This is a genomic window from Candidatus Enterococcus willemsii (assembly GCF_009933335.1).
GTDB classification, from domain to species: Bacteria; Bacillota; Bacilli; order Lactobacillales; family Enterococcaceae; genus Enterococcus_F; species Enterococcus_F willemsii.
Map to the genome: position 1 here is coordinate 129,434 of NZ_MAEL01000054.1, position 20,959 is coordinate 150,392.

25 protein-coding genes are annotated in these 20,959 nt (G+C 36.2%); all 25 read left to right on the plus strand.

The annotated features are described in order from the left end of the window. Positions 1-8: 8 nt before the first annotated feature. The 25 genes from BAU17_RS11705 (at position 9) to BAU17_RS11825 (ending at position 20,958) form a co-directional block, all read left to right on the plus strand. Positions 9-722, plus strand: coding sequence for a cell division ATP-binding protein FtsE (locus tag BAU17_RS11705; protein WP_161903006.1), 714 nt, complete (start codon positions 9-11; stop codon positions 720-722). A 135-nt stretch (positions 723-857) separates the two neighbouring features. After that, positions 858-2,147 carry a methyl-accepting chemotaxis protein gene (locus BAU17_RS11710; RefSeq protein ID WP_161903007.1) on the plus strand — a complete coding sequence of 430 codons (1,290 nt, stop codon included), beginning with the start codon at positions 858-860 and terminating at the stop codon, positions 2,145-2,147. A gap of 33 nt (positions 2,148-2,180) precedes the next feature. Next, positions 2,181-2,666 carry a chemotaxis protein CheW gene (locus BAU17_RS11715; RefSeq protein ID WP_161903008.1) on the plus strand — a complete coding sequence of 162 codons (486 nt, stop codon included), beginning with the start codon at positions 2,181-2,183 and terminating at the stop codon, positions 2,664-2,666. After that, positions 2,653-3,144 carry a chemotaxis protein CheD gene (locus BAU17_RS11720; RefSeq protein ID WP_161903009.1) on the plus strand — a complete coding sequence of 164 codons (492 nt, stop codon included), beginning with the start codon at positions 2,653-2,655 and terminating at the stop codon, positions 3,142-3,144. Before BAU17_RS11715 ends, BAU17_RS11720 begins: the two co-directional genes overlap by 14 nt. A gap of 12 nt (positions 3,145-3,156) precedes the next feature. Beyond that, positions 3,157-4,173, plus strand: a complete 1,017-nt coding sequence (locus BAU17_RS11725; protein WP_161903010.1) for a protein-glutamate methylesterase/protein-glutamine glutaminase — start codon at positions 3,157-3,159, stop codon at positions 4,171-4,173. Positions 4,174-4,178: 5 nt separating this feature from the next. Beyond that, positions 4,179-4,949, plus strand: coding sequence for a CheR family methyltransferase (locus tag BAU17_RS11730; RefSeq protein WP_161903011.1), 771 nt, complete (start codon positions 4,179-4,181; stop codon positions 4,947-4,949). A 19-nt stretch (positions 4,950-4,968) separates the two neighbouring features. Continuing rightward, positions 4,969-7,023: a chemotaxis protein CheA gene (locus BAU17_RS11735; protein WP_161903012.1), complete on the plus strand. Its 2,055-nt coding sequence runs from the start codon at positions 4,969-4,971 to the stop codon at positions 7,021-7,023. Positions 7,024-7,025: 2 nt separating this feature from the next. Next, the gene (locus tag BAU17_RS11740; protein WP_161903013.1) at positions 7,026-7,613 is read left to right on the plus strand and encodes a chemotaxis protein CheC; all 588 of its coding nucleotides are present in this window, start codon (positions 7,026-7,028) and stop codon (positions 7,611-7,613) included. A gap of 13 nt (positions 7,614-7,626) precedes the next feature. Continuing rightward, a complete protein-coding gene (locus BAU17_RS11745; protein WP_161903014.1) occupies positions 7,627-7,989 on the plus strand; it encodes a response regulator in 363 nt (120 codons plus the stop codon). Positions 7,990-8,015: 26 nt separating this feature from the next. Beyond that, positions 8,016-8,414 carry a chemotaxis protein CheW gene (locus tag BAU17_RS11750; RefSeq protein WP_161903015.1) on the plus strand — a complete coding sequence of 133 codons (399 nt, stop codon included), beginning with the start codon at positions 8,016-8,018 and terminating at the stop codon, positions 8,412-8,414. A 13-nt stretch (positions 8,415-8,427) separates the two neighbouring features. Then, a complete protein-coding gene (fliM, locus tag BAU17_RS11755; RefSeq protein ID WP_161903016.1) occupies positions 8,428-9,444 on the plus strand; it encodes a flagellar motor switch protein FliM in 1,017 nt (338 codons plus the stop codon). Further along, positions 9,437-10,588 carry a flagellar motor switch phosphatase FliY gene (gene fliY / locus BAU17_RS11760; protein ID WP_161903017.1) on the plus strand — a complete coding sequence of 384 codons (1,152 nt, stop codon included), beginning with the start codon at positions 9,437-9,439 and terminating at the stop codon, positions 10,586-10,588. The genes fliM and fliY overlap by 8 nt, the downstream gene beginning before the upstream one ends. A 99-nt stretch (positions 10,589-10,687) precedes the next feature. Beyond that, the gene (gene flgM, locus BAU17_RS11765; protein ID WP_161903018.1) at positions 10,688-10,978 is read left to right on the plus strand and encodes a flagellar biosynthesis anti-sigma factor FlgM; all 291 of its coding nucleotides are present in this window, start codon (positions 10,688-10,690) and stop codon (positions 10,976-10,978) included. 3 nt (positions 10,979-10,981) lie between these two features. Further along, positions 10,982-11,347 carry a flagellar protein FlgN gene (locus BAU17_RS11770; protein WP_161903019.1) on the plus strand — a complete coding sequence of 122 codons (366 nt, stop codon included), beginning with the start codon at positions 10,982-10,984 and terminating at the stop codon, positions 11,345-11,347. A gap of 11 nt (positions 11,348-11,358) precedes the next feature. After that, complete coding sequence (flgK, locus tag BAU17_RS11775) at positions 11,359-12,813, plus strand: flagellar hook-associated protein FlgK (RefSeq protein WP_161903020.1); 1,455 nt, start codon at positions 11,359-11,361, stop codon at positions 12,811-12,813. A gap of 4 nt (positions 12,814-12,817) precedes the next feature. Next, complete coding sequence (flgL, locus tag BAU17_RS11780; protein WP_161903021.1) at positions 12,818-13,849, plus strand: flagellar hook-associated protein FlgL; 1,032 nt, start codon at positions 12,818-12,820, stop codon at positions 13,847-13,849. Between the two features lie 264 nt (positions 13,850-14,113). Continuing rightward, entirely contained in the window at positions 14,114-15,199 is a 1,086-nt protein-coding gene (locus BAU17_RS11785) for a flagellin N-terminal helical domain-containing protein (RefSeq protein ID WP_161903022.1), read from the plus strand. Positions 15,200-15,337: 138 nt separating this feature from the next. Next, the gene (gene fliD, locus BAU17_RS11790) at positions 15,338-16,759 is read left to right on the plus strand and encodes a flagellar filament capping protein FliD (protein WP_161903023.1); all 1,422 of its coding nucleotides are present in this window, start codon (positions 15,338-15,340) and stop codon (positions 16,757-16,759) included. A 7-nt stretch (positions 16,760-16,766) separates the two neighbouring features. Continuing rightward, positions 16,767-17,066, plus strand: coding sequence for a flagellar protein FliT (gene fliT, locus BAU17_RS11795; protein WP_161903024.1), 300 nt, complete (start codon positions 16,767-16,769; stop codon positions 17,064-17,066). A gap of 14 nt (positions 17,067-17,080) precedes the next feature. After that, positions 17,081-17,452: a flagellar export chaperone FliS gene (fliS, locus tag BAU17_RS11800; RefSeq protein ID WP_237579123.1), complete on the plus strand. Its 372-nt coding sequence runs from the start codon at positions 17,081-17,083 to the stop codon at positions 17,450-17,452. Between the two features lie 130 nt (positions 17,453-17,582). Continuing rightward, positions 17,583-18,347, plus strand: coding sequence for a flagellar motor stator protein MotA (gene motA / locus BAU17_RS11805; RefSeq protein ID WP_161903025.1), 765 nt, complete (start codon positions 17,583-17,585; stop codon positions 18,345-18,347). Positions 18,348-18,362: 15 nt separating this feature from the next. Further along, positions 18,363-19,127 carry an OmpA/MotB family protein gene (locus BAU17_RS11810; protein WP_161903026.1) on the plus strand — a complete coding sequence of 255 codons (765 nt, stop codon included), beginning with the start codon at positions 18,363-18,365 and terminating at the stop codon, positions 19,125-19,127. 58 nt (positions 19,128-19,185) lie between these two features. Further along, a complete protein-coding gene (locus BAU17_RS11815; protein ID WP_161903027.1) occupies positions 19,186-20,022 on the plus strand; it encodes a C39 family peptidase in 837 nt (278 codons plus the stop codon). Positions 20,023-20,172: 150 nt separating this feature from the next. Continuing rightward, complete coding sequence (locus BAU17_RS11820) at positions 20,173-20,601, plus strand: RrF2 family transcriptional regulator (protein WP_161903028.1); 429 nt, start codon at positions 20,173-20,175, stop codon at positions 20,599-20,601. Positions 20,602-20,646: 45 nt separating this feature from the next. Further along, a complete protein-coding gene (locus BAU17_RS11825) occupies positions 20,647-20,958 on the plus strand; it encodes a hypothetical protein (RefSeq protein ID WP_161903029.1) in 312 nt (103 codons plus the stop codon). Position 20,959 lies beyond the last annotated feature (1 nt).

Here is a 20,959-nt window from a genome sequence, read left to right on the forward strand (position 1 = left end):
TGAAGGTCATGATCAAAGTTAAAAATGCCACGAAGCGATACAACAAAACCGCAAAACCGGCAGTCAAAGATATCTCTTTTCAAATGAAATCCGGCGAGTTTATCTATTTGATTGGACCAAGCGGCTCAGGAAAATCAACATTGCTGAAACTATTATCAAAAGAAGTAACATTAACGCAAGGTTCGATTCAAGTGGATAATATTAGAGTTGAAAAAATTAATACGTCGAAACTCTATGTACTCCGTAGAAAACTAGGTGTAGTTAGTCAAGAAGATATTTTTTTACCCCAACAAACGGTGTATCAAAATGTGATTTTTGCTTTACAAGCAGTTGAAACAAACTATCAACAAATAAAAGAGCGTGCAACAGCCGTCCTATCCCAAGTTGGTATGTTGGAGTACAGTGAACAATTGATTGAAAATTTGTCTATTGGACAACGGAAAAAAGTTGCTATTGCTCGTGCATTGGTCAATCAGCCTTTATTACTTATAGCAGATGAACCTACAGCGAATCTTGACGTTAAGTCCGCTGTAGAAATGATGAAATTATTTTTGCGAATTAACGAGATGGGGACATCTGTGATGATTGCCACTCACGATAGTACGATGGTCAACTCAATCCGCAAACGAGTGATTGAACTTTCAAATGGTGAGATTGTTCGAGACGACAAGTTCGGAGGTTATACCCGCTTTTCGGATCCAAAAGATGTCTATGTTTGGTAAGACGCTTTAATTTTTACTAGAATATCCGATAGTTATGACAGGACTATCATTTCTGGCGAAAAGGAGGGTACGATAAGCGTCAAAGATAGGGTCTAAATTGGTTGAACATATTATTGTTGTAGAGAGGATAAGCAAATGAAGATCAAATCATTTTTTTCACGCGTTCCGTTAAGTAGTATTATTTCATTGGTAAGCACAGGGGTAGTCTTGTTTGCGGGCTACTTCTTTGTTTTGAAACCGAGTGGAGATACCACTATTATTCATTCTTATACCCAGTTTTCGGTTGTTGTATTGATTTTATCGGTTTTGTTATCGACGGTTTATACTATTGTTTCAAAAAGGCAACGTGAAGTAATTCTAAATCAGTTGTCAGAACAATTAGCGCATGTTAGTCAAGGAGATTTTCAACAATTTGATAAAAAGCAAATTCATACGACAAACCCAATTATGCATCAATTAGTTGAGCGTTTTAGTAATATTGCCAATACGTTCAAAGCATTGATTTTAGGAATGAAAGATGAAAGTACACGCATGAATGATATGGCGGTGCAACTAGATGAAACCGCACAAAATATTCAAACTTCTGTAGAGAATATTCAAGAAAATATGGATCATATTGCTGATGCAGCAGGGATTGAAGCCGCTGATGCTGAACAAACGGTCCAAGAGATGAATGAGCTAGCGAGTGATATTGAGGCAATCAATAGTGCTATTGAGCAAATGGATGGATATATTGAACAAGCACAAAAAAGTAATGTTCGCAATGCTGAAATGATGTTCAAAGTTTATGAATACTGGGAGCTTGAACGAATGGAACAATCACAGTTAGTGGATGAAATGAAAGGAATGGACCAAGATATCCAAAGTATTGGACAAATTGTTCAATTGATTAATGATATCTCGGAACAAACCAATCTATTAGCACTAAATGCGTCGATTGAAGCCGCTCGTGCTGGAGAAGCTGGTCATGGGTTTGCCATTGTTGCTGATGAAGTACGAACATTGGCTGAACAAAGTAGCCAATCAACAAAAAATATCCGTAAAATTATGGAAAATATCCGTAATAAATCAGAAAAAATGGTTAAAACAGTGGCAACTTCTTTTGAGAGCGGTGAAAAACAAACACAAACGCTTAACAAAGCGATTGAATCGGCAAATGAGATTACGGATATTGTCGATATGTTCATTACAAGCATTCAATCAGTTGAAGCACATATCAAGAGCATTGTGATAAAAAAAGGGCTTGTCCAACAATCAGTCAGCAATATTTCTGAGGCAATTTCTGATACTTCTGCTAGTACACAAGAAGTGAGTTCGAACTTAGAAACGGTATCTTTAGTAGTAGAAAATTTAGAAAAAGAAGTTCAGGAAATTGCAAATACCGCAATGATTTTGAAATTCCAAGTAGACCAATTTAAACTATAAAGTGAAAATTTTGAATAAAGGAAGAATACAAGTATGGAACAATATGTTGTGTTTAAGAGTCACAATCAACTTTTCGCCATTCGTGTCAAAAACGTTGATCGTGTAATTGAAGCCAATCGTTTTATTGCTTTACCTGAAGTTGCGGAATTTATTTTAGGCGTGTATGAATATCACGATAATATGATTCCAATTGTGGATGTACGCAAAAAGCTCTTCGGAAAATTCTCAGAACAATCTGAAGAAAGTAAAGTTATTTTATGTCGTTGGCAAAATCACTCACAAGGATTATATGTAGAGGATATTATTGGTATTTCCTATATGGAAGAGACGAATTATGAACAAGATTTTGTTCAAGCGTTATTGAAAAAAGGCTATATTGAGAAATTCTTAAAACTAGAAGATGAAGTTGTGATGCTAATTGAATTGGATTATCTATTTAACAATGAACAGACGAAGCAAGCATTTTTAGAGTTAGAACAATTAGCAAATGCTGAGGAAAATGGCGATGGTTCAAACTGATATCCGTGTAGGAATTTCTGATTATAAACTTGGAAAAGCCCCTGATAAACTGATTACCGTTGGCTTAGGTTCATGTATCGGAACGATTATTTATGATGAAAAAACCAAGATTGGTGGACTTAGTCATATTATGTTACCTGATAGTCGTGCATTTGCAACGAAGCAAGATGTCAAAGTAGCTAAGTTTGCTGACTTAGCATTACCTCAAATGGTAAAGGAATTAAAAAAAGAAATTCCTTTTCCACGTCTGAAAGCTAAAATTGTTGGTGGGGCAAGTATGTTTGAATTTAATGCTACGGCATCTGCGACAGGAATTGGTCAACGGAACATTGAAGCGGTAGAACAAGTATTAAAAGAATTACGTATTCAAATTGTTGCTAAACATGTCGGCGGCAATGCAGGTCGAACAATGATAGTTGATTTAAATGATTTTACAACGACTGTTCGAATTGTAAATAAGGATATAGTCTATATTTGAAGGAGAAGACAGATGAATATATTGGTTGTAGATGACTCAGCATTTATGAGAAAAATAGTTACCGACTTGTTAGAGAAAATGCCAAATATTCATGTCTCTAATACAGCAAGAAATGGGCAGCAGGCACTAAAAATTTTATGTGAACAAAAGCAACCAGATTTGGTTTTGCTAGATGTAGAGATGCCCATTTTAAACGGACTAGAAACATTAAAGGAAATCAAACGGTTGTACGATATTCCAGTTATTATGTTGAGTGCGTTATCTAATAAAGATGTAACGATTGAAGCGTTGGCATTGGGAGCGGCCGATTTTGTTGAAAAGCCAACAAATATTCGTGAAATTCAAGAGGAATGGATTCGCGAATTTTATAACAAAATCAAAAGTATCCATATGCAAAAACGTCGGCCGAACAGGAAGCGAGTCGAAAAAGTTGAACCAGCTGCACCAAGTATTAAAGAGCGTTCTTTGCCGAGTCGGGTGCAGGCTGTAGTAATCGGTGCATCTACTGGAGGACCCAAAGCTTTATTAAAAGTCATGCAAGCACTCCCAGCTTCCTTAAGTATACCTATATTTATTGTTCAACACATGCCTAAGGGGTTTACCAGTTCCTTTGCCCAGCGTATGAATGACGAAAGCGCTGTGACAGTCAAAGAAGCCCAAGACGGTATGTTGGTTGAAAAATGTGTGTATTTATGCCCAGGTGATTTTCACATGACTGTCAAACAAGGAAAAATTCAGTTAAATCAAGAAATGAAAATTCATGGCACGCGGCCAGCAGTTGACTACTTATTTGAATCAGCAGCTCAACTATATCGCCGTGAATTAGTCGCAGTTTTGTTGACTGGGATGGGAAAAGATGGAACTGAGGGCATGCGTGAGATTCAGCGTCTTGGTGGTTATACTATTGCACAAGACAAAGAAACTAGTGTTGTTTTTGGAATGCCAAGACAAGCAATTCTTTCCGGTGTCGTGAATGAAGTGTTGAGCTTAGATGAAATCGCAGCTAAAGTCAAACAGATAGTTAGGTGAAGAACATGCAATTAAATTTTGATTTTTTTAATAAATGGGTCAAAGATAAATTAGGGATTCAATTGGATGCCTATAAAGAAAAACAAATGCAACGTCGAATTGCCAATATTATGGAGTCACACAATATAAAGACCTTGGAAGCTTATGCCAAACTTTTAGAACGTAATGCCGATGCGAAACAAGAATTTTTAGAGCATATTACGATTAATGTGACCGAATTTTATCGTAATCGCGATTTATTCGAAGTGTTTGAGAAGAATTTAGTGGCATTGAATAAAACATTTCCACGGATGAAAATTTGGAGTGCAGCCTGTTCAATTGGGGCAGAACCTTATACATTGGCGATGATTCTTCAAAAAAATAAAATTAATTCCGCTAAAATTATTGCGACCGATATCGATCGCACGATTTTACAAAAAGCGAAAACGGCCATTTACAAACCAAATGAATTAAAAAATATACCGCCAGCAGAAAAATCGGAGTATTTTACTAAATTTTCTGCCGATCAGTATCAATTAAAAGACAATATCAAACGTCAAGTCATGTTTAAGCGTCATGATTTACTAAAAGATCGTTACGAAGACAAGTGTCATGTGATTGTTTGTCGAAATGTTACGATTTATTTTAAAAATGAAGCTCGTGATGAAGTTTATCGCAAATTTGCTGACGCACTCGTACCAGGCGGCATTTTATTTACAGGTGCGACAGAAACTATTAATTTTTCAGAAAAATTTGGATTAAAGAAAATTGATTCATTTATCTATCAAAAAATGTAACAAAAGGAGTTGAAGAAATGTGGATGATAATAACATTTATCGCACGCTGTTCTTTGAAGAAACAGATGATCATCTTCAACAGTTGAATGACAACGTGTTAGAGTTGGAAAATAATCCTAATGATACCAGTCTATTAAATGAAATTTTTCGTTCAGCACATACTTTAAAAGGTATGGCGGCAACGATGGGCTACGATGTAATGACTGAACTTACACATAAAATGGAAAACATTTTTGAAAAATTCAAAGAAGGAACAGTCGAAGTAACGAGTAGCTCTATTTCATTAATTTTTCGCTGCTTAGATAAATTATCTAGTTTAGTTGAAGATTTACGTGAAGAAAAAGAATTAACACATGCTTCTATTGAAAGTTTGTTAGCAGAATTGAATGAAGTTGAAGTAGGACAAGAAACAACGGAGGCTGTAGAGGTTCCGGAAGTAACGACGACTGGTGAACTAATTGTTGGCTTTAAACAACTGGAAGAAAGCGACTTACACGTCATTAAAAATGCCATTGCTGGTGATTATTATGCGTATAGTATTGCGATTCGTTTAGAAGCAGACTCTTTATTAAAAGGCCCGCGAGCTTTCTTAATTATGGAAAAATTGGAACAAGAAGGCGATATCCTTCATACAGAACCAACAGCAGAAGTATTAGAAGAAGGAAACTTTGATTCTGATTTTCATATTGCGTACTTAACGAAAAATGAGCAAGAACGCGTACTAGAGAACTTGCTAGGTAATAGTGAGGTTGAGGAAGTCAAAGTAGAACTTTTTGATGAAGAAGCACATATTGTCTCAGAAGATACCTTGGTGGAATCGGCAGATGAAGCGGTAGTAGCAAGCGATGAAGTAGTTACCGAAAAAGTAGAAAAAGCCGTAACGACAAGCGAAGTACAACAAAAACCAGCGCAACAACATCATGCAAATAACAACAATCAATCGATTCGTGTAGACTTATCTCGCTTAGATTTATTCTTAAATCTCGTGTCTGAGTTAGTCGTTTATCGAAATCAATTGGAAGAAGTCAGCAGCCGTGCCAATATTGCCGACATCAAAGAGTCTTTGGAACAAGTGTCGCGTCTCACATCAGAATTACAAGATTTAGTCTTGAAAATTCGTATGCAACAAGTAAAAGTTGTCTTTAGTCGTTTCCCGCGAATGGTGCGAGACCTATCCAATGAATTAGGTAAAGAGATGGATTTGATTATCACAGGTGAAGAAACAGAGTTAGATAAAACAGTTGTTTCTGAATTAAGTGAACCTTTGGTACATTTGTTGCGAAATTCAGTGGATCATGGGATTGAATCGCCAGAAACACGTGAACAATTAGGGAAAAACCGTAAAGGAACAATTCAATTATCCGCTTTCCAAGAAGGCAATCAAGTAATGATTACGATTGAAGATGATGGGAAAGGCTTAGATCCAGAAGTGATTCGCGCAAGTGCTGAACGCAAAGGGATTGCAACTGATGGTTTGACAGAGGAAGAAATTCAACATTTGATTTTCCACCCAGGATTTTCAACAGCCAAAGAAGTAACGAATATTTCTGGCCGAGGCGTTGGGATGGATGTTGTGCAAGCAAAAATTAGTTCTTTAGGTGGAACGATTGAATTGCGTAGCCAAGTCAATGTAGGGACTATTTTCATCATTAAACTACCATTGACTTTATCAATTATTGAAGCTTTGATGGTTCGTATTGGCAATGAAAGTTTTGCGATCCCGTTAGATATCGTTGAGCGTGTGGTAATGATTCGTGAAGATGAAATCGAAGAAACCTTGCATGAGGAAGTCTATGAATTCCAAGGAGAAATGATTCCGATTATTCGTACCAATGAATTATTACAAGTTGAGACGAAACACACAGGTAAACACTACGCAATCATTGTCAACATCGATCAGCGTTATTACGGTGTTTTGTCGGATGAGTTGATTGGGCAGCAAGAAATCGTGATTAAAAAAATTGATAATATTTTACAACAAACACGAAAATATCAAGGTGCAACCATTTTAGGCGATGGTTCAATTGCGTTAATCTTAGATATCAATGCCATTTGCCATGACCAAAGGAGCTGACTATGACATATACTGAGTTACAATTAGACGGATTAAAAGAAATCATTAATATTGGTGGCGGTCATGCAGCAACGAGTATTTCAATGATGGTCAATCGCAAAATTGATATGCGTGTACCGGAAGTTGAAATTCTTAGTTATGAAAAATTATATGAACAAATTCTAGCTGAAAATGAAGAAGTTTATGCTGTTGTTAGTCAAATTTTAGGCGATGTGCGTGGTGTATTCTTATTTGTTTTAACCAATCCTGCTGCTGATAAAATGACAGAATTTATGATTGGAACTTCCGAATTTGATGAAGAAGTCAAAGCATCAGCAGTGAATGAATTAACCAATATTGTTTCGAATTCTTTTTTAGGAGCAATTGGAAATTTTTTGGATAATCAATTGATTTCGTCGCTTCCTGTGATACAATATGATTATTTTGGAGCTATTATAAGCAGTGTTTATATGGCATTAAACCAGTTTGATGATCAAATTATGGTCATACGTAACGAATTTACGTATGATGAAGATCGACTAGACGCTTCGTTGTTTTTCATACCAGAGACGGGTGTCATTGAGAAATTTTTAACTACTTTAGGGATTTAAGGAGAGAAAACAAATGGCGAAAAAAGTATTAATCGTAGATGATGCGGTATTTATGCGTATGAAATTAAAGGATATTTTAGAAAAAAATGGTTATGAGGTTGTCGGTGAAGCTCAAAATGGACAAGAAGCATTTGAAAAATATCAAGCAGTGTCACCAGACTTAGTAACGATGGATATTACAATGCCCGAAGTTGATGGGTTAGAAGCATTAAAAATGATTAAACAAGCTGATCCAAGTGCAAAAGTAATTATGTGTAGTGCTATGGGGCAACAAGGAATGGTCATGGATGCCATTCGTTCAGGTGCCGTTGACTTTATCGTAAAACCATTTGATACAGATCGAGTAATCAAAGCAATTGATAAAGCTCTTTCTTAATATGAACTAGTAGGAGATGACCGAAGATGCAAATGATTCTATTCAAAATGAATCATCAAAACTATCTCATCTCTGCGGATGCTGTAGAAGAAGTGATTGATACCATTCGAATTACAAAGGTACCTTTGGCGCCGCATTGGATAGAAGGATTGATAAATTTAAGAGGAACAGTATTAACCGTGGTCAACTTATCAAGATTAATTGGCGTTCCCACGACAGAGATCAATCGTAACATTTTGATTATGAAGCAAAATGAAGAAAAAAAAGGCTTGCTGATTGAAGAGGTCGTTGAAGTCGTCGATATTGAAGCGGGAGATATTCAGTTAATGGATGAAGAAGGATACGATGAGTACTATTCTGGCATTGTATCTTTTCCAGACAAGGTAGCAAATGTGATTCAAGTGAATCATATGATTTTTGAGTAAATGGGGGATTGAATTGGATCAGGTATTGTCGCAACAAGAAATTGATCGACTATTAAATGCCATGAGCAGTGGTGAGATTGATCAAGAAACAGTTGAAGAAGAAAACGAACAATCCAAAATTAAAAATTACGATTTTAGAAGACCGACAAAGCTTTCAAAAGAATACATTAATACCCTGCATATGATTTTTGAAGACTTTTCAAAAATGGGTAGTAATGCGATGTCAACTTTGTTACGTACAAATGTCAATTTTCAACTAGCAGCGATTGAGCAAATCAGTTATGATGAATTCATTCATTCGATTCCAAAATTTACGTTGTTGGGATTATTGCAATCAAAACCACTAAACGGGATTCAGATTATTGAAATGAATCCACAGCTATGTATGCTGTTAGTAGAATTATTATGTGGTGGGATGGAAATTCATCAGCAACAAGGAGTCTTAGATGAACAATTAGAAAAGAAAACTTTTACAGATATTGAAATAGCGGTGCTAGAAGAAGTCATGAGTCAATTGACAGCATCTTTTAAAAATTCTTGGAAAGATATTGTGGAGTTATCAACTGTGATGGAGGGAATGGACACCAACCCCCAATTGTTGCAAAACATGTCCCCAAATGAACCCGTCGTATTAGTAACATTTACTGTAAAAATCTTTAAAGTACAAACGTTTATCAATATTTGTATTCCATATGTTTTCTTTGAGGGCATTATTGATAAATTAAGTTTCCGTAATTGGTTTGACTCGAATCAGACATCAAACCAAGAAGATTCTGAAGAATTGCAAAGAAGTTTGAATAGTGTTCAGTTAGAGCTAGAAGTGCTGTTAGGAGAAGCTCAAATGAATCTTTCCGATTTCCTTCATCTAGCACCAGGAGATGTAGTTAAACTAGACCGTAAAATTACCGATCCGTTAGATACCTTTATCGAAGGGAAACCTTTCTATCGTGTGATTCCAGGAAAGAAAAATGATCAGCTCGCGATTGAGTTAATAGATAAATTGGAAGGAGATCAGGAAGAGAATGAGTGAAAGTCTATCACAAGAAGAAATTGATGCAATGTTAAATGGAGGGACAACTAGTCAGACAGATGAGAATACATCTTCATTAACTGAGCAAGATAAATTTGATATTATTGGTGAAGTTGGCAATATTTCGATGTCTCAAGCAGCAACAACCTTGTCTTCTATTTTGAATCGTCGGGTAATGATTACCACACCTCGCGTAACAAAAGTAAGATTTGGTGAAATTTTAGAAGAAATGGCTGCCCCAAAAGTTTCAACAACTGTTGAATTTAAAGAAGGTTTGTTTGGAACGAATTTAATGCTTTTAGAAGTGAGCGATGCCATCATTATTGCTGACTTAATGATGGGTGGCGAAGGCGCACCAACGAATACGAAATTTACTGAACTTGAATTAAGTGCTGTAGCGGAAGCCATGAATCAAATGATTGGTTCGGCGTCCACTTCAATGGCAACGATGATTAATAAAAAAGTAGATATTTTACCACCAGTGGTTAATTTGTGGGAAAGCAAAGAATCCATTGACTATGAAGGTATTGTCATGGATGAAGAAATTTATCGTATTTCATTCTCATTGAATGTTGAAGGTGTCATTGAAAGTGAAATTATGCAAGTCTTTACTGAAGAAGTGGTAAATGAAATTACAGATGCAATGTTATCAGACAAAGCAGTGAGTGTACGTCGTGAAGAACCGGTTATCCCACAAGAACCAGTCCAACCAACACCACCAGTAGCGGAGCCGCAAATGCAACAAGCACCACAACAAGCTCAACCACAAGAACAACAATGGCAACAGCCACAACAACCTGTGCAATCGCAACAACGAACAGTTGAAGTAAGTCAGGCTGAGTTTCAGCCATTGTTTTCAAAAACAACGACACCAGAATATGATAATGACAACTTAGGATTGATTATGGATGTCCCATTAGATATGAGTGTTATTTTAGGTCGTAGCCGCAAATCAATCAAAGATATTTTATCTTTGAATACAGGATCAGTTGTTGAACTAGATAAACTAACCGATGAACCGTTAGAAATCCTAGTTAATGGGAAATTAATTGCTACTGGAGAAGTCGTTGTCATTAACGAAAATTTTGGTGTCCGAATCACCAATATTTTGTCACCAAAGCAACGCTTAAACAATTTAAATTAAATAAAATAAAAAAAGTTAAACAAAAAAGTTTAACTTTTTTTATTTTTGACCGATACTATAAACATACAAACAAAAAAGATGACGAAGGAGGGTATCCTAATGAAAATCGAACGTGGCTATGGTGAATATAATGACCGATTGTTTCAAGCCAATAAAAATAAAAGTGTGCAAACATCTACCCTAAAAACGAATAGTCAAAAAGATGATATTGATTTCTCTGAAACAACTAAAAAAATTCGTCACACACAAAAAAATGAAGCAATAGAATCAGCACGCTCTGAGAAAATTGCTGCACTAAAACAAGCGATTAAAGATGGAACCTATCAAGTGTCTGCTGAAGAAATTACGACGAGTATGTTACAAGCAATGAAAACACCAAAGGATATTTAACTTATGACAAGTATGGAATTCGAACGTAAATTAACAAAGTTTAATCAACTATTGAAAAAAGAGCGTACGTATTTAATTAAAGGCCAATCTGAAAAATTAGCAGATTTAGTCGCTCAAAAAGAAGTGTATGTGCCTATTTTTGACTCTTATTCCGGTGACGTGACTGATAAAATGCGTGACTTGATTCAGCAGATTCAACAACAACAAGAAGAAAATTTATTACTAACGAAGCAAGCAATTAGTTACCAAGAAACCTTGATGCGTGCGGTGAAAGATACGATGAAAGAATCAACGACTCAAACCTATTCAAACCCATCGAACACCGCATATCATCAAGCACCAACAACGCTTGTCGATACTGAATTTTAGGAGGAACAACCATGACTGGTTTATTTGGAACACTAGGAACAGCCACTAGAGGGATGAACGTCAATCAGACAGCTCTACAAACAAGTGGACATAATATCGCAAATACCAATAGAGATGGTTATTCACGCCAACGTATACATATGCAGGCAGAAACACCTTATTATATGGCTGGTGTAGGTGCAATTGGCATGGGTGTAAAGGCAACTAGCGTTGATCGTATTGTGGATTCATTTATTCGTGGTCAAGTCAATGAAGCTTACTCTAAATTCCGTTTCTATGAACAAAAATCAGATGCGTTGGGACAGTTAGAACGTATCATGAACGAACCATCTAAGACAGGGTTAATTAATCAATTATCAGTGATGTATGATTCTTGGTCAAAATTAGGGAGTAACCCTGAGCTTGCAACGTCTAAAACCCTAGTTGTAAAAAATTCTGAGACATTTACCGATACGATTCGTCAAATGCGTACACAGATGAAACAACTCAAAGGTGAAGTAATTGCCAATGTGGAAAAAGGAGCATTGGATTTTAATCAAAAAATTGAGCAATTAGCCACATTAAATGATCAAATTTTTGCCATTGCTTCAAATGGTACAGTACCAAATGATCTATTGGACACTCGCGATACCTTATTAAAAGATATTTCTGGTTTGGCAAACAACACTGTGAAATTTGATAAATTTGGTCGTGTCTCTTCCTTAAAAATTGGAGGGGAGCAAGGTCCGGAAGTACTGAATTTAAATGAGGTGAAAAAAATTAGTGTTGTTTCGGGTGATGAAGATCCGAGTAACACTATTTCACTAGGTGGGGATGCACAACAGAAAAAAACAATCGCTGGTAATGCCTTGCCACTAGGAACAATTGTCATTGCTGACACTACAGACCCTGATAATATCACAGTATCCGAAGTAGCTTTAACAGAAGGCGAAATTGGTGGATTCAAAGAAGCAGGTAAAGAAATAGATGAGCGTATGGGAGAACTTGATACCTTTGTTCAGTCAGTTGCTGATCGTTTGAATGCTGTTTATAACCGAGATAAAGTTCCTGGCGAGGATTTCTTTACTTTTGATAAAGACGGCAATCTTGAAGTCAATGAGCAACTACGAAAGAACCCAAGTGGGCTTCGAACTGGATACGGGACTGACGAAGGTGATGGTTCATTAGCAAAAGATATGGCGAAAGTTTTTTCTGAAAAAGATGGAGACAAGATGACTTTTGCCGATCGATACAATAATATCGTGACGAAGAATGGGATTTCCAAACAACAAGCAGATAATACAGCAGAATCACAGTTAACGTTGTTAAATCAATTAGAATATAAAAATGAATCTGTTTCTGGTGTCAATATTAATGAAGAGGTGTCAGATGTGATTCGCTTCTCACAAGCATTCCAAGCAAATGCCAGAATCATTCAAACTGTTTCGGAAATGCTAGATACTTTAATTAACCGAACAGGAGTGTAGCCATATGCGCGTTTCTAGTAATGTAACGTACAATGATTTTATTAAAAATTTAGGAACAAATGCAAGCAAAGTTCAAAAAACATTGAATCAACTTTCAAGTTTAAAAGAAGTTAGTCAATCATCAGATAATCCATTATTAGTGGCAAAAATTATGAACTTAAATGTTTCGCTTGCTAAAAATACGACATACGGACAAGAAATTAAAGATAGCCAAGATTGGATTAATACTGAGTTTAGTGCTCTTAAGGGTGTCAATGACTCAATGAATAATATTCGTCGATTGGTACAACATTCAGCTAACGGCACACAAGATATTGATGAAATTAAAGCCAACCGTAATGAGATTCAACAAGAAATTCAAGGAATTGTTGAAGCATTAAACACTAATTTTGATGGACGTTATATTTTTGGTGGAACCAATACGACTAAACCACCATTTGAAGTTAGTCGTGATGCAGATGGAAATGTGAATGGCATTATTTATGCCGGTTCTCAAACAGAAGTTTCTCGAGAAATTGCCGATAATGTATCAATTGATTTACCAACAAATGGCGGAAAATTGATTGGTGGTCGCGTGGATGGTAACGGGCAAGCGAATGGTAGTGACATGAATGATTTCTTTACTTCATTAATGGACGATATGAACTTTTATATTGAGAACAAAGAACGTTTGAGCACAATTGATCGTAGTAGTTTAGATCCTGCTATCCCAGCTGATCAAGCAGTGCTGAATGATTTGAATCGTTTTGATAAATGGGCTGTAAATATGTCAAACAATATTAGTAAAGTTGATAATTTAAAGAACAGTATCTCTGATTTTCAAACACAAATTGATGCAATTGCCAATCGCTTAAAATCTGCTGGTGAACGTAATGAAGCAGACAAACTATCGCTAACTAGTACCTTGTCCGAACGCCAAGATGTAGATGTAGCCGAGAAATACATGGAATATCAGAATCAAATGTTAGCATACCAAGCAACCATGTCAATGGGAACCAAAATTATGCAAACATCAATCTTAGATTATGTTCGATAATTCGATATTATGAAACAGTAGCTGATAAATGGCTGCTGTTTTTTTAGTTCTAAATACAATTTTCATTGCAAAAAGTAGCATTAACCTATTAAAAAAATGAAAAGTCTTCCGATACTATTTATCAGAGGATGAACTTTTGTTAATGACAAAAATTTTTATGAAAAAAATAGCAAAAAGCTATTAAACTCTTAAAAGGACTTGCCGATACTATACAACAGAGGGGAAACCTTAACAAGTTTACTGAAAATTAGGAGGAAGACAAACATGAGAATTAATACAAATATCTCTGCTATGAATACTTATGGTCGTTTGACTAACGCAAATGCTGCGAAAAGTGATTCATTATCAAAATTATCATCAGGATTACGTATCAACAAAGCCGGAGACGATGCTGCTGGTTTAGCAATCTCTGAAAAAATGAAAGGCCAAGTAGGCGGTTTAACACAAGCTGTTCGTAACGCACAAGACGGTGTATCTTTAATCCAAACAGCTGAAGGTGCTTTAAACGAAACTCATGCTATCCTAGGTCGTATGCGTGACTTAGCTAACCAAGGTGCCAACGGAACTCTAAGTCAAGAAGACCGTGCAGAAATTGATAAAGAATTTGGTGCGCTAAAAGACGAAATTACTCGTATTTCTGATACAACTGAATTTAATACGAAAAAATTATTAAACACTAAAGACCAAGAGTTCACATTCCAAATCGGTGCTAACGGTGGTCAAACAATGTCAGTTAAAATTGGCAAAATGGATGCTGAATCATTAGGTTTAGATTCTGATGTACGTCTATCTGTAACTGATGATGTATTTAATGCTGCAGATGCTGCACGTGCAACTGCGAAAACAACTTTTGATACAGCACAAGCAGATTTCGATACAGCACAAGCAGATTACGATCAAGCTGTAGCTGATTACCAAGCAAGCTCACAAGATGATGCTGCACAAACTGCTTTTGAAACAGCACAAACAACTTACAATACAGCAAAAGATACGTACAACACAGCGAAAAGCGGTTATGATAAAGCTGTTGAAATCTTTAACAAAGCAATCGATGAGCCAGGACGTACAAATTCTTCTGATGCAATCGCTAAAATCGATGATGCAATCAAAACTGTTTCATCACAACGTTCTGACTTAGGTGCGGCTCAAAACCGTTTGAACCATACAGTTAAAAACTTAACAACAACAAAAGAAAACTTAGCTGAAGCGAACTCACGTATCCGTGACGTTGACATGGCAGAAGAAATGATGGCATTCACTAAGAACAACATCCTTTCTCAAGCAGCTACTTCAATGTTATCTCAAGCAAACGCTATGCCAAACAGTGTATTAGGTTTACTACAAGGATAATTTTGTTGCAAAAAAAGAATCGACATTTTTTGTCGGTTCTTTTTTTGCATTTTTTTCTTAATAGGTCTTAACATTTGTTTAAAAGTATCCGATAGGAAGACTAAGAGTCGATTTACATAGAGAAAGAGGGGATAAATAATGGCAAGTATTACAGGAGCATCTGGAATTAGCAGTATTTTAGGGCAATATTCAGGTATCGGTGCCGATCAAATCGATCAGCTATTACAAGGTGATGCGATTCCCAAATTACGTGCACAAAATCGAATTGAAGATATTCAAAAAGAGAAAACTGCGTGGAGTGACATTAAAACACGTTTAAACAATTTCTTGAAAAAAACCGAAGACTTACAAAAATTAGACACTTTTCAATCAAAAAAAGCCACTTCATCCAATGAAGCAAGCGTTAAAATTTCAGGAACTGCAGCAGCAGGGGAAGGGAAATACAGCGTTCAAGTCAAACAATTAGCGACATCAACAAGCTTAACAGGGGCTAAATTAGCGTCTAATGATCAAGCGTTGTTAGCTTCAGGGAAATTAACTTTGAAAACGGCCGAAGTAGATGCAGATGGAAAAGCGAAAGAGTTTACTTTTGCTATTGATTCAAGTGATAGTTTGAAAGATGTGGCAGCCAAAATCAATAAAGAAACGAAAAATTCAAATATTACTGCAACGATTGTCGATAATCGACTAGTATTATCTGATAAAAAAACAGGAGATCGGACTTTTACTGTCGAAGGTAGTGTGAAAAATTCATTAGGTTTATCTGACACGGAGGCAAAAGCGACGCAAGGACAAAATGCTGAATTTGTTTTAAACGGCATTGATATTACCCGTCAGTCAAACAATGTTAATGATGTTATCGAAGGCGTGACATTTGAATTGTTACAAACAACTGAAGAAGGCAAAGATGTGTCATTAACACTAACGAATGATACGTCTAAAATGAAAACAGCAGTTAAAGATTTTGTTACCCAGTATAATAGCTTAATGAGTTTAATTAATGACAAAGTAAAAGTTGGCGATCCTAGTTCAGATAAAAATACAGATGCTGGTGCTTTAGCCGGTGATAGTACTTTGATTCGTTTGCAGTCAGAATTACGTAATATGGTTGCACCTGCTTATACAGTAGGTGGTGGATTAAAAGCAAATCAATTGGGAATTTCAATCACCGACCGTCAAGGAACACTGGCACTAGATGAAAAAAAATTCGATGAAATGCTAACCAAAGATCCCGAAGCAGTCAAAGATTTCTTTTTTAAATCAGAAAAAATTGGAACAGAAACCAAAACGTCAGGTTATGCAGTGGATTTAAAAGACATTGCAGATAAATATCTTTCTGAAAAATCCGGTAACAAAGGAATTCTTGCGGTTAAGTTTGATACGTATGAAGCCAACATCAAAGATTTAAATAAACAAATTACGCGTTTAGATGCGGTTTTAGAACAAAAGAAAGCTCGTTATGTTGATATGTTTACACGATTAGATCAAGCGATGATGCAAGCACAAGAGCAAATGTCATGGTTGATTAGTCAAGTAGATTCTTTCAATAGTGGGAAGTAACTAGCAGATGATGAAAGATGTATTGGAACAGTTGTTAGAGTTAATTAGAACGCGGCCTGAAAATATTGATGAAATTGAAGAGCTATTAGTTCTATGTGAGCAAAAACTAGCGATAGTACAACCAGATAATCTTGTAGGACATGAAGAGTTAGTTCAACAAATAATCATTGAATATCAGCAATTAGTGCAGCAACTTCAAGAGCAAAAAAATCAAATTAGCAAAGAGATGGGGCAACTGCAACAAACTTTGCAAAAGGCACATGCTTATACCCCACCAATTTCTTCAGATTATGAATTTTATTATTGAAAGGAGAATCCATAATGTATCAAAATAGCCAAGACAACTATTTGAAAAACCAAGTGATGAGTGCTTCTCCAAATAAATTAATTGAGATGTTATTAGAGGGTGCGATTAAACGAATTCGCATGGGGAAATTGGCCATTGAAAATAATAATATCGTCCAAGCAAGTGAACAAATCATTCGTGCACAAGATATTATTATGGAATTACGCTATTCAATTAATGAAGAAGTAGATAGCCAAATTCCACAAGACTTAATTCAGTTATACGAATTTATGTATGACCGTCTGGTAATTGCAAATATGGAAAAAAATACAGCAATCTTAGATGAAGTACAGCATTTAATAGCTGAATTGACCGATGCTTGGAAACAAATTTCAACGAATAATTAAATAGACCATCAGTCCTTCTAGTTGCTTAAGATTCAGAAGGACTGATTTTTTGTGGTTATCTCTTAAAAAATAGAAAGAATAAGCCGATAAAAGTAACAAACGTGTAAATTGTAGCAGGAGGACAAGGCAAATGGATATATTTTTATTAATTGGTATATTTTTAGGTTTTTTCTCAGTAATTGTGGGAATGATTGTAAAAGGAGCAAACGTATTGGTCTTAATTAACCCTGCAGCGGTAATTATTATTTTCGTAGGGGTTATCGCCGCACTAGTCAATTCGTTTCCTGGAAGTGAAATCAAACGTCTTCCTAAAATTTTTGGTGTCTTATTTAAAAATAAAGAACAAGATGCACCTAAAATTATTGGTAATATTGTGGAATTAGCGAATTTGGCACGACGCGATGGGTTATTAGCTTTAGAAAGTAGTGTCGAAAGCTTAGAAGATCCTTTTTTAAAAAAAGGCTTGGAAATGGTCGTCGATGGTGTCGATCCAGAACAAATTCGTGAAATTATGGAAAATGAAATTGCTGGAATTGAAGAACGTCATCGAGTAGGTGCACAAATGTTCAAAACAGCAGGAGCTGCCGCACCAACATTGGGTGTATTAGGGGCAGTTATCGGTCTGATTGGTGCCTTAGGAAATTTAAATGACGTGGATGCACTGGGACATATGATTTCAGCGGCATTCGTTGCAACAATTTATGGGATTTTCTTTGGTTATGTTATCTTAGTTCCTTTTGGTTCGCGGTTGACAGTGAAATCAGAAGCAGAAGTACAAACATTGTTAATTATTATTGAAGGTGTTATGGGTATCCAAGCTGGTCAATCGCCAAAAACGATTGAACAAAAACTATTTAGTTTGATTGAACCAAATAAACGTACACCAAATGAATAGAGGATGTGATAAACAATGAAAAGAAAGAAAAAGCATGAAGAACATGCCGATGAAGGTTGGTTACTTCCTTACTCAGACATGATGACGCTCTTACTTGCGTTGTTTATCGTTATGTTTGCCATGGCACGTGTTGATGAAGAAAAGTTTCAAGAATTTAGAAGTGAATTTGGGACCATCTTTTCTAGCACGAGTGGTGGCAATTCGGTGATAGGCAATGTCGTTGATTTGGGTCAAACCAAAATGGTTCCTGCGAATTCAGACCAAGCAGCGCAAGAACGAAGTGTAGCTAGCGAATCAGCGAAGGAAGCTCAGCTAGCACAAAAATTGGAAGACCAACAGATGGCTGATGCACGCGAGCATATCAAAACAGCTTTAGATGATGCAAATTTAGCAGATGACGTGGAAGTTTCGCTGCGTTCTGATGGCATTCATATTTCATTAGAAGATAGTATTTTATTTTCTCCAGGGAGTACGGATTTAAGTTCATCAGTCGAACAATATTTGACGATTGTTTCTAAGGAAGTAAAAGAGTTGAATAAAGAAGTGGTTGTTGCTGGGCATACAGATAACGTACCTGATCCAAATGATAGCAATTGGGAATTAAGTGCGAAGCGAGCCATTGCCGTGATGAATTATTTAGTCCAGACAACTGGTATCAATCAAAATAAAGTATCTATTCAAGCATTTGCAGATACTCAACCAACAGCAAGTAACCAAACAACAGAAGGCCGTTCGAAGAATCGCCGAGTAGAAATTGTAGTCTATAAAGATTATGAATAATAGGCTGAGCTGCTCACGTAGCGACTCAGTCTTCTTTGGATAGTCAAGGAGGAGTAAAATGAAAAAAATCATTATTGGTGTAGTTACACTAGTGATTATTATCGGCACTTGTTTAGGAACATATCTATACCTGACTAAAGATGCAAAACCGGAGAAGACCACTGATTCTACAGGAGAAATTGTAGAGCTTCGTGAACCAAGTAAAGAATATGATGAAGAAGCTGTTTATAACGAAGACAATCAAATGGTAATTATTCCTCGTGAGGAAGTTTCTGAAGATGGGTCACGCAAATTTATTAAGACGATTCGATTTGATGTTCCATTAGAAGAACAAATGGCAGAACCAGCGTTAGAAAATGGGAGTGGCGTAACGGCACTTTCGATGCTTTTGAATTATTATCGTATCGGTACAAGTAAAAATGAATTGGCTGCGAAATTACCTGTCGTTCCTTATGAGGCAGAGGATGGTATTCATGGTGATCCGACAAAAGCGTTTGTTGGGAACATAGAGTCAGGGAAAGCTTTGGGTGTTTATGCGGATCCTTTAGCTGTAGTGGCACAAGAAATCGTTGGCGACAGCTATCAAGTGGTGTCAAGTAGCCAAACACCGTTTGAAGAGGTTCTTGAACAAGTCCAAAAAAATCGCCCTGTGTGGATTGCAACAAGCGAAAATCTGCAGATTCCTAAAAATAAAGATTATCAGACTTGGGAAACAGAGACAAGTATCTTAACTGTCCCTAAAAAAATTCATGCAGTTGTTATCGTTGGCATGGATCAATACCGAGTATATGTAAATGATCCTTTAGGAGAAAAAGAAAAAGAACTAAAGATTGGCGAACTAAAAGAAATCTATGAACGAACAGGCAGCCAATCATTGTATTTAAGAAAAAGATAAGCCCAACAGTGATGTCGAATGATATCACTGTTTTTTCTTTATATATAGGAAGGAAAAAATGATTACTATCGTAAACATCCTTGACGATAGTTAATGTGTGCGCTATCATTTATTTATGGATATTATTTGTCCTTAAAAGGAGAAATGGTCATGAAACTAAAAAATAGCTTAGAAGAAGCAATTTGTATACTGTTTGTTTTGTCAGAATCAATCGATGAAAAACCGATAAAAAGTGCAACGATTAGTTGTAGGTTAAGTATTTCGGATTCGTATATGAAAAAAACATTGCGAAAATTAGTTATTGGAAAACTGGTTCTTTCTAGCGTTAGTAAAGGAGGTGGTTTTAAGTTAGCACGCTCCTTAGATGAAATATCAATATTGGATGTTTTCTATGCGATAGAGGGCAAAGATTCCTATGTTCAAACCTCTCATTTAATTGAACGTGTCTATCCTCATGAAGAAGGGAAACAAATTGAAGCTAATTTACTCCAATTCTTACATGAAGGCGAGGAAGTACTAAGGAATCGATTGAGAAAAATTTCATTAGGGGATTTATTAAAGAGTAGAATTGACCGATAGTAATAAATAAGTGATTGAAAGCGGAAACAGAAAGAAGGGGTACAGATGAGTGTGGATGCTATTCAGCAATTAATAGCAGCAGAGAACCAAGCATCAGAACTTCTTGCCTCTGCTGAAGAAGAATTACGTGTCCAAAAAGCAGATAGTCAAGAACGATTGAAGCAATTTAAAGAGCAACAACGTACACAATGCGAGAAGCAACAACAGCTCTTGCGGCAAACAAAAGAAGCAGAATTTCAAGTAATCCGTGAACCATTGATGCAACGAACGCAAACAGAAGTTGAAAGGTTACGCACAATTTCACCTGAATTACGTGAAAAAGCCCTCAAAATCATTATGGATAAGGTTGTGAGTTGAG